10 protein-coding genes and 1 tRNA gene are annotated in these 12,881 nt (G+C 35.2%); 1 reads left to right on the top strand and 10 read right to left on the bottom strand.

Annotated features, from left to right (window positions below; all coding sequences use genetic code 11):
• Nucleotides 1-32: 32 nt before the first annotated feature.
• From HEQ28_RS01690 to HEQ28_RS01660, 7 genes are all read right to left on the bottom strand, one after another.
• Nucleotides 33-587, bottom strand: coding sequence for a DUF4924 family protein (locus HEQ28_RS01690; RefSeq protein WP_434503465.1), 555 nt, complete (start codon nucleotides 585-587; stop codon nucleotides 33-35).
• A 35-nt stretch (nucleotides 588-622) separates the two neighbouring features.
• The gene (locus HEQ28_RS01685; RefSeq protein WP_434503464.1) at nucleotides 623-1,306 is read right to left on the bottom strand and encodes a LysE family translocator; all 684 of its coding nucleotides are present in this window, start codon (nucleotides 1,304-1,306) and stop codon (nucleotides 623-625) included.
• A gap of 181 nt (nucleotides 1,307-1,487) precedes the next feature.
• On the bottom strand, nucleotides 1,488-2,477 hold the full coding sequence (locus tag HEQ28_RS01680) for an ROK family protein (RefSeq protein WP_434503463.1): 990 nt from the start codon (nucleotides 2,475-2,477) through the stop codon (nucleotides 1,488-1,490).
• A gap of 149 nt (nucleotides 2,478-2,626) precedes the next feature.
• Nucleotides 2,627-4,348 (bottom strand): chloride channel protein, encoded by a 1,722-nt coding sequence (locus tag HEQ28_RS01675; RefSeq protein WP_434504405.1) that lies wholly within the window; start codon nucleotides 4,346-4,348, stop codon nucleotides 2,627-2,629.
• A gap of 91 nt (nucleotides 4,349-4,439) precedes the next feature.
• On the bottom strand, nucleotides 4,440-5,009 hold the full coding sequence (locus HEQ28_RS01670; protein ID WP_434503462.1) for an L-threonylcarbamoyladenylate synthase: 570 nt from the start codon (nucleotides 5,007-5,009) through the stop codon (nucleotides 4,440-4,442).
• A gap of 126 nt (nucleotides 5,010-5,135) precedes the next feature.
• Entirely contained in the window at nucleotides 5,136-6,113 is a 978-nt protein-coding gene (gene fmt / locus HEQ28_RS01665) for a methionyl-tRNA formyltransferase (protein ID WP_434503461.1), read from the bottom strand.
• Nucleotides 6,114-6,352: 239 nt separating this feature from the next.
• Nucleotides 6,353-7,768 (bottom strand): tetratricopeptide repeat protein, encoded by a 1,416-nt coding sequence (locus HEQ28_RS01660; protein ID WP_434503460.1) that lies wholly within the window; start codon nucleotides 7,766-7,768, stop codon nucleotides 6,353-6,355.
• A 2,124-nt stretch (nucleotides 7,769-9,892) separates the two neighbouring features.
• Between HEQ28_RS01660 and HEQ28_RS01655 the strand changes: the two genes are divergently transcribed.
• A complete protein-coding gene (locus tag HEQ28_RS01655) occupies nucleotides 9,893-10,588 on the top strand; it encodes a hypothetical protein (protein ID WP_434503459.1) in 696 nt (231 codons plus the stop codon).
• Between the two features lie 816 nt (nucleotides 10,589-11,404).
• Here the strand turns inward: HEQ28_RS01655 and HEQ28_RS01650 are convergent.
• From HEQ28_RS01650 to HEQ28_RS01640, 3 genes are all read right to left on the bottom strand, one after another.
• Nucleotides 11,405-12,070 (bottom strand): hypothetical protein, encoded by a 666-nt coding sequence (locus HEQ28_RS01650; RefSeq protein WP_434503458.1) that lies wholly within the window; start codon nucleotides 12,068-12,070, stop codon nucleotides 11,405-11,407.
• 92 nt (nucleotides 12,071-12,162) lie between these two features.
• Nucleotides 12,163-12,528 (bottom strand): DUF1304 domain-containing protein, encoded by a 366-nt coding sequence (locus tag HEQ28_RS01645; RefSeq protein ID WP_434503457.1) that lies wholly within the window; start codon nucleotides 12,526-12,528, stop codon nucleotides 12,163-12,165.
• Between the two features lie 200 nt (nucleotides 12,529-12,728).
• Nucleotides 12,729-12,813, bottom strand: a tRNA-Ser gene (locus HEQ28_RS01640).
• Between the last annotated feature and the right edge of the window lie 68 nt (nucleotides 12,814-12,881).

Here is a 12,881-nt window from a genome sequence, read left to right as displayed (position 1 = left end):
GAAACAGACGCGCTGCATGTTAAATATCATTTTTATTCGTCTTCTCCAAAATCAAGGCCTTCTGTTTCATCCTTGATATAATAATCGCTGAGTAAACCAATAAAGGTTGAAATCTCCTTTATTGCATGTTCTGTTTCAGGAGTTATTTCCTTCTTCTGCATACGCAGCATCATGATACCGTAAAGTGCATCAAAACATGTTTCTATCTCATTCACGTCCTTATCACCTCTATTGCGCAATTCCACAATAAACGGCAACACTTTGTAGTATTCTGCACTATAAATAGGAAACTTATTACTTTGAAGCAATCTTTTGTGCAAGTCCGCCATATCCTTTACAACAATTGTATTGATATTCAGATGCCCTTGTTCACGCTTGCCCTCCTCGTTAATCATTCTGACAAGATTACCAAACCAATCCAGTTCTTCCTCTTTTTGCTCTTCAGTATAATCAGTAAACTTACTCACATAAGCCTTCCTTATGAGTGGAAGCGAGCATCCCATAGCTCGTATCATATCCTCTACTTGCCACATATAGAGTAAATATTCGGCAATGGATGTCTTTCTTAATTCCTTAGCTATAAACATGTCGTAAAATTATTATGTTATCCAATACGTCGGCATCAAGCCAACTCTGGGAGATGATATAAATTGAAAATAGTTCCGATAAGAGCAATTAGAGAGAATATTATGACAACACTTCCAATAATCTTATTGATAATTAGAATACCGTTATCATCAAACTTAGATCTAACCTTGTCTACAAGCCAAGTCAGTCCATACCACCACAGTAATGCACCAAAGATAACGCTAGAATATCCTATGCACATCTCTACAGGATGATCTGGAATAACAAAAGAGAACAATGCAAACAGCATCATAAAGAACGGCACAATAAGTACGTTAGAGAAAGTAACAAAGAATGCTGTTATAGCATTATGAAGCAACGATCCTCTACCTGTGCCACCGCCTGGATGTGCTTTCTGCATTGGATTACTACGGTAACTATAAATACCAAAAGCAAGCAACAGTATTCCACCAAAAATCTGCAAATAGAATTTTGTCTGCTGGTTGCTTACTATATCCATAACAAAACTCATTCCCACACCTGTGAGAATGGCGTATATCAGGTCGCTCACTGCTGCGCCTAATCCTGTAACAAAACCATACCAACGTCCTTTCTTGAGGGTACGATTTATACATAAAATACCTACTGGTCCCATTGGGGCCGACGCAAGTATACCAATCAGAATCCCCTTTAAAATGAGTTCCAATATATTTATTTGAAAAGGAAATGACATGCCCATATTAGCCTGCAAAGTTACTGCAAAGCATTGAATTTTCCAAAAAAAAGCAGTTATATTTTATTTCACATTATATACAGAAGCATATATAGCATTTATTTTCAGCATATATAACAACATCCGAAATACAAAAAAGGCGTGAATAAATAATTTATCCACACCTTTTATATAATATATTAATGCTTTATTTTTCAGATAGTTCCCAGCCTACAGCACTTGCACCGAGAACGGCTGCACTAGAACCTTCAAGCCCACTGATAAGGAACTTTGCCTTGTTTTTGAAAATCTTCAATACACGCTCATTATAACTCTTTACCAATGGTTTCATCAACAAGTCACCCGACTTTGTCAGTCCACCAAAGAAGATGAATGCCTCTGGGCTAGAGAATACAGCGAAGTTTGCACAAGCCTCTCCAAGCATATCACCTGTAAACTCATATACTCTGTTAGCTAATTTATCACCCTTTGATGCAGCAATGCTTACATCAAGAGAAGTAATATCCTCTGCCTTAATGCTTCTTAACAGAGAGTCTTCATCAGTCTTTTCTAGGAACTCACGAGCAGTTCTTGCCACGCCAGTAGCAGAGCAATATGCCTCCAAGCATCCCTTTCTTCCACAACCGCATGTACGACCATTATCTGGACGCATTGTTGTATGACCAAGTTCACCTGCGAAACCATCACAACCATAAACCATCTGTCCGTTGATAACGATACCAGAACCTACACCTGTACCAAGAGTGATAACGATAAAGTTTTTCAGTCCTCTTGCTACACCATAAGTCATCTCACCGATTGCAGCAGCATTAGCATCATTTGTAAGACCAACAGGAATATTATTAAGTTTCTTACTGAACATTTCTGCCAATGGAACGATACCATTGTGTCCCCATGAAAGATTTGGAGCGAATTCTATAGTACCCTTATAGTAGTTGCCATTTGGAGCACCGATACCCATAGCCTTGATCTTGTCAAGTCCTCCCACCTGTTCAATGATAATCATCAATGCTTCGATAGAGGCATCTACATAGTCTTCCACCTTATCATATCCCTGTGTTTTTATAGCTATTTGAGCCTTTATTTCACCACGAGAATCAACAATTCCAAATACAGAATTGGTTCCTCCAAGATCTAAACCGATTACATACGGTTTCATGGTTTCATTTGAATTCATGTTTTTCTATTTAATTGTTAGTTATTTAATGCTTTGGGTTAGTCGCGCAATCAAGATTTATTTGTCATAAAACTATATGATTGCATCCGTGCAAAGATATTGATTTTATACCACACACGCAAATTTTCAATGAGAATAATTATCTAAAATTATTCTGCACTGAAATCCGCTACCATGTGACGATACATACTATACATGCGAGTTCTTGATACATATCCTTCTAGTTGACCATTGACATTAACAACAGGAAGATAGTTGCAATTAGTCTTTTCAAACTTATGCATTACGTCTATCATCTTATCCTCCCTCACCAGAGTTGCCTGAGCGGGTGTCATTATGTCCTTGACGGTAAATCTGGTATACAGTTCATTGCGAAACATGATATGTCGTATCTTGGTGATATCAATTTCTCCAAGCAAATCTCCGGCTTTATCAAGAACAGGTAGAAAACTTGTATGGCTCTTACTTATATAGTTTATCAACTGCCCCAACTGCATATCAGGAGTTACAAAAGTAAACTGCCTATCAATAATGCTATCAAGACTCATCAATGTCAATATAGACTGGTCTGTATGGTGTGTGAGTAACTTTCCTTCACGTGCCAGTCGCATACCATAAATACTGTGAGGTTCAAATATGTTTATCGTAAGATAAGCACTGATACACACTATCATCAACGGAATAAACAATTCGTATCCGCCAGTAAGTTCTGCTATAAGGAATATACCCGTAAGCGGAGCGTGCATCACTCCAGCCATTACTCCAGCCATCCCCATAAGAGTGAAGTTCTTTTCTGGTATATATGTTCCAACTTGATACATATTCCATACACGAGAAAAGAAGAAGCCTGCGAAACCTCCGATAAAAAGTGATGGAGCAAACGTACCTCCACAACCTCCTGCACCGTTAGTGGCAGATGTGGCAAATACCTTTGTCAGCACCACAAGTCCAATATACAGCACAAACAACTCATTGTGTCCATAGAATATAGAGCCATTCATCACCTTACTCCAATCAGCTATGGTACTTCCGTCAAGCAACACGTTAACCGAGTTGTAGCCTTCACCATACAATGACGGGAAAAAGAATATGAGCCCACTAAGCATCACACCACCCAGAATAAGTTTCACATAAGTATGGCCCTTCAGTTTGGCAAACACGTTTTCACATGCTGTCATGGTTCTCATGAAATACAATCCGACGATACCACAGAAAAGCCCCAACAATATGCAAGGCGGCACACGCTGTATCACCCAAGCGTTGTCCATGTGGAAGGTAAACAATGATTCACTTCCTACAAATAAATAGGTGAAACACGTTGCTGTAACACTTGCTATAAGAATAGGTAGCAACGAAGCCATTGTTAGGTCTAGCATCAGCACTTCTAGAGTAAACACCAATCCTGCTATAGGTGCCTTAAATATACCAGCAATGGCAGCCGAAGCACCACATCCCACAAGCAGCATTACAGTCCTAGGATCCATCTTAAACAATTTGCCAAGATTACTTCCTATTGCAGAACCAGTAAGCACAATAGGTGCCTCAGCACCTACCGAACCACCAAATCCAATCGTTATACTTGATGCTATTACCGATGACCAACAGTTGTGTCCTCTGAGTCTTGAACTCTTTGTGGCAATGGCATAAAGTACTCGTGTGATACCATGTGAAATATTGTCTTTAACAATATATCTCACGAAAAGTGACGTGAGATATATACCTACAATAGGAAACAGTAAGTAAAGCCAGTTGTATGTTGTATGATCAAATCCAGCAGTAAGCAATTTCTGTATTTCCTTGATTATGCAATGCAGGATATAGCCAGCAACAGAAGCGAAGAAACCTATTACAAACGATAAAATAAGAGTCATCTGCCTGTCAGACAGATGTTCCTTTCTCCACTTCAAGATATTTTCTGTTTCCAAAATATATGTTTTCTTTCTTTATTTTGAGTTTTCTTACTTATTTTCTTATGATAGCAACTTCTCCGTCTTTTCCCAATTTGATGATAGAGCTTGGAGTGTGTGGTTTGTGCTCTTGTCTGCGAGTCCAGCAAACATAGTCTACAGCATTAAGTATTTCCTCGCTTATGTCACAATAGTTAGCCGCAGCAGGTTCACCACTTACGTTTGCACTAGTACTTACGATTGGTTTCTGAAACTTATAGCATAGTTCCTTGCTAAATGCTTCCTGTGTAATGCGCATTGCGAGACTTCCGTCTTCAGCAATCAAATTATCAGCTACATTAACAGCGTCATCAAGAATAATAGTTGTTGGCTTTACAGCAGCTTCAACGAGTTCCCATGCAACCTTAGGCACATTTCTGAAATATCTCTGCATTCGGTTGTCAGAATCAACAAGGCATATAAGAGCCTTAGAATCGTCACGTTGCTTAATTTCATAAACTTTAGCTACAGCCTTTTCGTTAGTAGCATCACATCCTATACCCCAAACAGTGTCTGTAGGATAGAGAATTACTCCGCCATGTCTCATACATTCAATGGCATTCTTAATGTCTTCCTGTTGTGTCATCTTTTTATTTATAAATCTTTTCAAGCGCAAATATAGAGTAAAAAGTTTGAACTGCCAAATTACTTCTAAGTTATTTTGCCACTAGAAAAATAATGAAATTATTAATATTCTCTTTAAAATTCCCGTTTATTCAAGCGTGAATGTCTTGTCTCGCATCCCATTTAAGAAAGCCTTAGCATCCATTCTCTTTTTGCCTGCCATTTGAAGTTCCATGATCTCTAAGCGACAGTCACTACACATCACATAGAGTGAGTTTTTCTCCTTGAATACGGTTCCTGGTTTTGCATCATCATGGATATCAGTTTTTGCTGTTTTGAAAATCTTAAGCACCGAAGTTTTGTTGTCTGCTTCGGTCATATTCGTCCATGTTCCTGGATAAGGACTTAGACCACGCACGAAGTCATATACTTCCTTTGCTGTTTTATTCCAATCTATCTGACATGTTTCCTTGAATATTTTAGGGGCTGAGTTTAATGCTTTGCCGTCCGAATCTGCAAACTGTGCCTGTTCCATAGCGTCAACATTTCCATCGTTAGCCACAATCATGTCGATTGTTTCCTTTGCAGCCTCTGCACCAAGTTTCATCAAACCATCATACACGTATTCAACGTCTGCTTCATCAGGAATTGGGAAATGCTTCTGCATAATAATCTTACCCGTATCTATATCTTTGTCTAGAAAGAATGTGGTAACTCCAGTTTCTGTTTCTCCATTAATTATGGCCCAGTTTATAGGTGCTGCACCACGATATTGTGGCAACAATGCAGCATGAACATTGAACGTGCCAAAACGTGGCATATCCCATACCACCTCAGGAAGCATACGGAAAGCAACTACTACTTGCAAATCAGCTTTATATGATTGCAACAACTCTACGAATTCAGGGTCTTTCATCTTCACAGGTTGCAGAATCGGCAGATTATGCTCCATCGCATATTGTTTCACTTGTGAAGGTTGCAGTTGGTCTTGATGTCTTCCCACAGCTTTGTCAGGTTGTGTCACAACAGCAACAACATTATATCCACCTTCAACAAGGTTTTTCAATGATTCCACCGCAAATTCCGGTGTACCCATAAATATGATTCGTAAGTCTTCCTTTTTCATCTGATTCTATTTTTATACCGCAAAATTAATAAAAATACTTCGGTTTATTATTATTATCCTCAAAAAAGTTAGATTAACGACCTATTCTCCCGCTGATCTCGCTGCTATTATTTATTTAACATGTAGCTGCAGTATCTGCTAAAGCTGATGTATTATCTCGCTGATTACCCAGAAATAAACGCTAAGTTTGGGTAATCTGTGGGAGACAAGGTAGGTCTGTCTATCTGCAGATTAGTCAACTAAATATTTATTTTTAAACTTTCTGCAATTCGTGTAATAGTATTACTAATGTTATCACGATAATTATCACATTTTATAGATTCCTTATATATATTGAATAACTTACAAGAGGCTTCAATACATACTGAAGACATTGTAATTTCTGATAAAAGATTGATGCCATAAAGTTCCTGTAAATTTAGAGCTTCTAAATGATTAAGTATCAAAATCTTATTGAACAATATTTCAGGCATCGTATCTTTAATATTCAATGCCCGTTGATCTTTTCTTTTTAACTCTAATATAAAAGATTGAAGTTGGGCTGGTCGTACATCTTCCAAACTGGTAAAGATTTCATACTGAATGTATAAGTCCATTACGCCAGATATCAAATGGGCAAACATCATTACAGAATGGTTTGCTATTCTTTTATCAATTTCTTCTCTACTTAATTGTCCAAACTGATTCTGGTATGATGCAAAATATTCTTTACGAAATGCATGATAAGATTCGAGAACAAGCTCGTAAGGTATTCTGATGCCTATATTATAATTATGTTGTAGTATTTTTATATGAATTAATTCATGCAATAAGCGATAATCTACATCTGGCAATTTGGCATTGTATACTATATTATGAAAACCAAGTTGTCTATCTGGACCAAAACCTAAGAAAGAAGTAATTCCTTTATCATTATATTCTTTACAATAAACCTTTACGTTGTCAGTTGATTCTATTTCTCGTGATATACTGTTGCTCAAAGTCCTTAAATCAATATTATTTATTAATAGCTCTGCTGCATCAAGAAGAAGTTGACCAAGCTTTGTATAGATTTCTTCAGATTCAGGAGTTACTGAAGCTTTCTTCATACCATCAACACATAAACTAAATGCAAGTGCGTATTGTTTTCGAGTAAAATATATAAATGCCTTTCCATACCATCCGTTTATCATTCTAGGATCTGCCAGAATACCTTTATCATAATAAATCAAAGCATCATCAAATTCATCCATTTCTTGATATATCAAACCGAGACTATTTAATGCTACAGGGTTATTTGGACTAATTTCTAATATCTTTTCATAATATGTTATAGCCGTCTTGTTATCCTTTTTATGAACCATAAACAAATGCCCCATTGTCAATAAAGCAGCAATATTGTTAGGTTGTAACCTTAAAGATTCAATGAGTTCATCAAAAGCTAAAGAGATTAAACCGTATTCTCTTAAATCTATTTGCGCAGCCATCATCCATGCGTCTGAATTATTGGGATTATCTTGAATTATTAATTTCAAAAGTTCTCTAGCTTCTTTATATTTACGATCATTACAAAGATTAACTGCGTCATTTATTGAAACATTTAAATCGTTATTCTTTAATTGTGGTTTATTATGAGCTTGGAACATAATGTTCCATATTTTTTTTAGTGATTTCATGAAATGTTTTATTTAATGATAAAATAAAGTTGTATACTGCAAAGATATAAATTCTTTTTCACTTAACATGCTTTGCTTAAACAAATTCCGCCTTTTCATTAATTTGTTGCCATAAAAATATGACTACGAAAGCTATAAAATAGATAATACTTACCAAGTTTAAATTTGCAATATATATACAAATTCTATATTATTTTCCCCAAATATTTATCACACTATCCTCACCAATAAAACTTCATTCCATCAGTCGAGTAATGAAACCCGTTGAGTCATGATGATCAAAAATATTTTTTTTATTTTTGATTTTTCGATGCCGTTTCCTACATGATTTTGGTAAACGCATTGTTATACAACACGTTAGCTAATGTATATAAGTTCGTTCTTATACATTTTAGGGAGTGATTAGGCCCTAATCACTCTGCTATCCTACATGCTTTACCGAGTGATTAGGGTCTAATCACTCAAAGGCGCACCGAAAAAGGTGATTTTATTTTCGCTGCACTTCATACATTTTGACTATAACTGGAATTGGTATACACATTTGTTGTTATACATTCTGAAACACTATACATACTTTTTAAACTGTTACTGATACACTTTACGTATTCTAAAATCCTTTACAGAAAAGATTGATATAGAGAAATATTATTACAAACTAGTTTGGTATGTATATTTCTCTTACAAAAAGAAATGAGATTTCTATATTTACGATTCCATAAAAGACATCACTGTTATGGGTTCTACAACTGGAAACACAACCTAATCGTACAACAAAAAAATCGATTTTCGTATTGCTATTTGATCAAAATCCCTCGTTTTTTGTGCAAATACGTGCTTATAATGTAGGAAGCATGTAGGAAAGATGTAGGAAAAGGCACTAACATACATGGAACAATGTATTGAATAGCAATAATTTAAGTAAAAGATGTAGGTAATGTAGGTTATTTTTCTTTTTTTCTGGAATATTTTTCAATTTAGGGGGGGGTGGTATTCTCCATAAATGGTCCTAGATTCTAAGCCATTTCACACGTATTCTATTAAAAATCAAACTTTTAATCTTGTTGATTTTATTGACGTTTTTCAACTTAATATCTTTCGATGATAGAAATAAATAACGTAAGGAATATAGAAGACAACAAAAATAACGACAGTTTCCTCATAACATGGTAAATATACTCACAGAAAGCAATTATGTGATAAATAACAGACAAACTTATCTAGTTCACCGATAACTTTGAAATGCTATGGAAAGCAGGATCGTTTGATTTGTGCCAAGAAATCAGCAAAGATTAATATAATATACTACCCAAATTCTTTCTGTTTGGGGCTGGGCAATTTTCGTAGCTAAGAAATGCAAAGATAAGATAAAAATAGTATTATACAATCAATTTATAAGAAGAAACTTCTAATTCTAGAAACTACTGCCCCCCCTACCCCGTACCTTAGCTACAGATTAATAAACAATGATTGAAATATCTGGAAAAAAAGTTAAGCCCGCTACTGCTATACATTGCTTGAAATCAGCCAGCAACATACTTAGAGAAAAGAATCTAAAGAATATAAAGTCTGCCAAGTCTTTTTTCTGCCCAACATGAATGAGACATTGATATCCCCCTCCTATATTCAACAAATCTTGTAGTGGTCAACTTAAAGATACTTCGCCACATAATCCATACAATTGCGCCTGAATATGATATTTATACGGCACAAAAGGTTATCGTCCAAATACTTGTTCACAAGACAACTCCCAGGGAATGGAAGAACTGGAAGCAATAAATACTTTTGTACAGTTGTTCCATCACGATTTAATATTCTATTAAACCGTAAACGAGTTATCGGATATTGAGTCCATTTATTGTAAGAATTCTAGCCTTTAATATTAAGAAAGAGGGCACTTATGACACATAATAATCAGATTATGAGAATCAAACTTGGAGAAAGAGATTTTTTTTGTATCTTTGCCCTGTAATTTTGTTTATGATTATAATTAAAAACTTTGATATAGATATAACAGTCTACATAAGAGACGATCATATAAACTTACTAGCAATGTACACTTCACTATGCATGAGATGCATGAGATGGAATCATAGAAACACATTAAACCATTATAATACATAATATATGGACACAAATAATCAGGCTAAAATCTTTAGCAACATTGGCATCAATGATATAGTAACGGAGGGTATATTCGTACGCTTTCAAGAATTAGTACCTTTTGTCGGGGAAAATTATTATAATGAATCATATCATCACAAAATGATTCTTATTGGAGAAAGTAATTATTTCTCTTCAGAATTAAAAGAGAAAAGCGTTTTTACGGATGCCAATATGTGGTACTTAGAAAAGAATGTTCCTTTAATTCCAGAAGAAAAAGTTAAAGATGTAAGCAACGCTATCGGTGGCTACAGAACTTTCACTAAGTTTTTCAACATTATGAAAAAAGTTTTGGATGAAAGAAGGGTCAGATATCCTGAATACATATTGCAAGAATCTGTATTTTATAATTATTTTCTGAGACCAGCTATTTTGGACGGAAAAGGAAGAGGTTTTAAGAAAAGTTGCCAACGGGTAGATAAAAATGTTGCAGGAAGTGCATTAGTGGGTATAATCGATATTTTGAAGCCAGATTTGATAATCTTCCTTAGCAAATATGCATATAGCGAGTTTGATCGGTATGCCAAATCTAACGGCATTAAATTTAACGCACAAATAGAACAAGTTTGCCATCCTGCGTCCATATGGTGGAATAGAAATGGTGGAACATATGGCAAATTAAAGTTTGAGAATATTTTAAAAGAACATTGGATTAAATAATTACATAACTGCAAACATTTTTGGACGAAATAACTGGCTAACAGATGCCATTAGGCGCCACTATTGACCTATGACGAAATCAATCGTTTATGCAAAGGGAGTGGTCTAAGTTCTGGTGACGATAACGATTTTTCATTACGCACATTCCATAATTATCGTAAAGTGATAGCCGATATTTTGATGTTTATATAAAATGTGATATCAAAGATGGTTGTCATTATTAAAAGGATAATTCTTTAACTTTTAAATATTTTGTTACTTTAGCATATGAATAATAACATAAACATAATGGATAAAAAAAGCTATTGGAGTATTTTGTTCGCAACTTCTCATATCAGTCGCACATGCACAACAGATACTATTTCGTCCTACAATGAAGTATGGGATACTCTGTAACGGAATAACTTATTATATTACACATAATGAATTCTCAAATAAAAAAAATAAATAGACTTACTAATTCAAGTGTAGAATCATTTAATGCAAAATTAAAGAGATTCAGGGCTACATTTGGAGGAGTTAATGATGTCAGACTTTCCCTCTTCAGGGTTGCTAAACTTTATCCGTAGATAATTATCCCCAAACTTACAAACTAAGCCTACAGAACCCTGTTAGATTGATACTTTACGAACTAAGCCATAATAAGATACATACAGCAATAACAAAAAAAAGTCCTCAGTAATAATACTGAGGACTTTGCGGAGAGAGGGATAATGATCCCTTACCCTCGTATGCCTTTTATTTATCTGAGAACCAGCATATTGCCGATTTTATATATTCATTGTTTTCTATAAATATTATAGATTTGTAATACTCTTATTTTTTATCTTTGATGTTATAACTTTGTCCTTTTACTTCATGAATATCCCCGTTTTTGTAAGCCCAACGTTTGATAACAGAATTTCCTTTATTGGCTTCGTATTCCTTTGCATAATAACGAAGATTCAGATCTGTATTCTCGTTAGAGATACCGACACGCTTTTTGGAGGCTACCAAATCATATTTTCTACATTTGTCTGCATGGTATTCTAGTGAAGGTAGTTTTTTAGCCTCATTTAGCAGAACATCTTTGCAGCATAATGGTCCGTAGATTATCTCTTCCACTTCATTTTTATCATTAATCTTTAGTAACGAACGAATCAGAATACCGCCGAATTCAGGTCGTTCTTTTCCTACTTTTACACATTCCTTGGATTCGAAACATATATCTATTCCACTATAATGATATAATAATTTACCGGATTCTTTTATATGTCTCGGGTAAGTTATATGATCCTTCTCATAGTTTTCGTCCTGTTTAAACGGAAGTCTAGGGGAATGATAATAAAACTCTATCTCAATGGGGATGTAATTTTTATCACTACCATTGTTAATATATGAATTACATATTATCCCTTCAGCTATTTCTTTAAGTTTATCATCACTTATATCATCAACATAGATAGGTCTAAAAAGTTCATTAAGAGTTTCGTATTCTTTCATGATTATATTTATTTTATTCTAAAATAGTATTAGCAACTATCGTACTGACTTCATCCATCAACAGCCAAATATCAAAGTACTCTTCACTCATATCATATACTGAAAATCAATAATAATATAAGCGCAATAAGTGCCAGTCCGCCCTGTTTAGGGAAAATTTTCGGGTTAGAACTAACGGCTCCGTAAGCAGCTACGATTATGATATAGTTCAGTAGAAGGACTATCATTCCTTTCGAGTGCATGATAAACAAGGCAATTAATAACATCACAGCTATAAGAAGGTTGTATACTCCCTGATTTTTCAGAAGTACATTCACATTCTTACCCTCCAATGCCTCCTTGGTCATACCAAAAGTATCGGAAGTCTTCCTTGATGTTGTAGCAATAGTTTCGAGATAGAAGATATACACGAACTCTATGGCCACAAGCACCACAAAAATGTCAGTTAGAATATTCATAAGGCGAAGATATAAAATATTCTCGAAATGCTAGTCATTTCTATATAATAAGTTGAATATGAGGTCTATTTTAATTAAAGAAACGTACTTATTGGTATTACATGTATATCAGTAAGCACTGAGTCGCCCAAACTTAGCTATAATAATTTACATACAGCAATAACAAAAAAAGTCCTCAGTAATAATACTGAGGACTTTTGCGGAGAGAGAGGGATTCGAACCCCCGGTACCTCTCGGTACGGCAGTTTTCAAGACTGCTGTAATCGACCGCTCTACCATCTCTCCATTGATGATGTTAGCTTGGTTTCTTAAAGCGAGTGCAAAAGTAATGGATATTTTTTAAACCTCCAAAT

It is taken from the genome of Prevotella sp. (assembly GCF_051059605.1).
GTDB lineage: Bacteria > Bacteroidota > Bacteroidia > Bacteroidales > Bacteroidaceae > Prevotella.
This window is presented reverse-complemented; position numbering and strand designations above follow the sequence as displayed.

Excerpts from the sequence above, each read along its gene's own strand:
- fmt (WP_434503461.1), bottom strand. The coding sequence starts at position 6,113 with ATGAAAAAGGAAGACTTACGAATCATATTTATGGGTACACCGGAATTT.
- HEQ28_RS01675 (WP_434504405.1), bottom strand. The coding sequence starts at position 4,348 with ATGACTCTTATTTTATCGTTTGTAATAGGTTTCTTCGCTTCTGTTGCT.
- HEQ28_RS01680 (WP_434503463.1), bottom strand. The coding sequence starts at position 2,477 with ATGAATTCAAATGAAACCATGAAACCGTATGTAATCGGTTTAGATCTT.
- HEQ28_RS01645 (WP_434503457.1), bottom strand. The coding sequence starts at position 12,528 with ATGAATATTCTAACTGACATTTTTGTGGTGCTTGTGGCCATAGAGTTC.
- HEQ28_RS01670 (WP_434503462.1), bottom strand. The coding sequence starts at position 5,009 with ATGACACAACAGGAAGACATTAAGAATGCCATTGAATGTATGAGACAT.
- HEQ28_RS01655 (WP_434503459.1), top strand. The coding sequence starts at position 9,893 with ATGGACACAAATAATCAGGCTAAAATCTTTAGCAACATTGGCATCAAT.
- HEQ28_RS01685 (WP_434503464.1), bottom strand. The coding sequence starts at position 1,306 with ATGGGCATGTCATTTCCTTTTCAAATAAATATATTGGAACTCATTTTA.
- HEQ28_RS01660 (WP_434503460.1), bottom strand. The coding sequence starts at position 7,768 with ATGAAATCACTAAAAAAAATATGGAACATTATGTTCCAAGCTCATAAT.
- HEQ28_RS01690 (WP_434503465.1), bottom strand. The coding sequence starts at position 587 with ATGTTTATAGCTAAGGAATTAAGAAAGACATCCATTGCCGAATATTTA.
- HEQ28_RS01650 (WP_434503458.1), bottom strand. The coding sequence starts at position 12,070 with ATGAAAGAATACGAAACTCTTAATGAACTTTTTAGACCTATCTATGTT.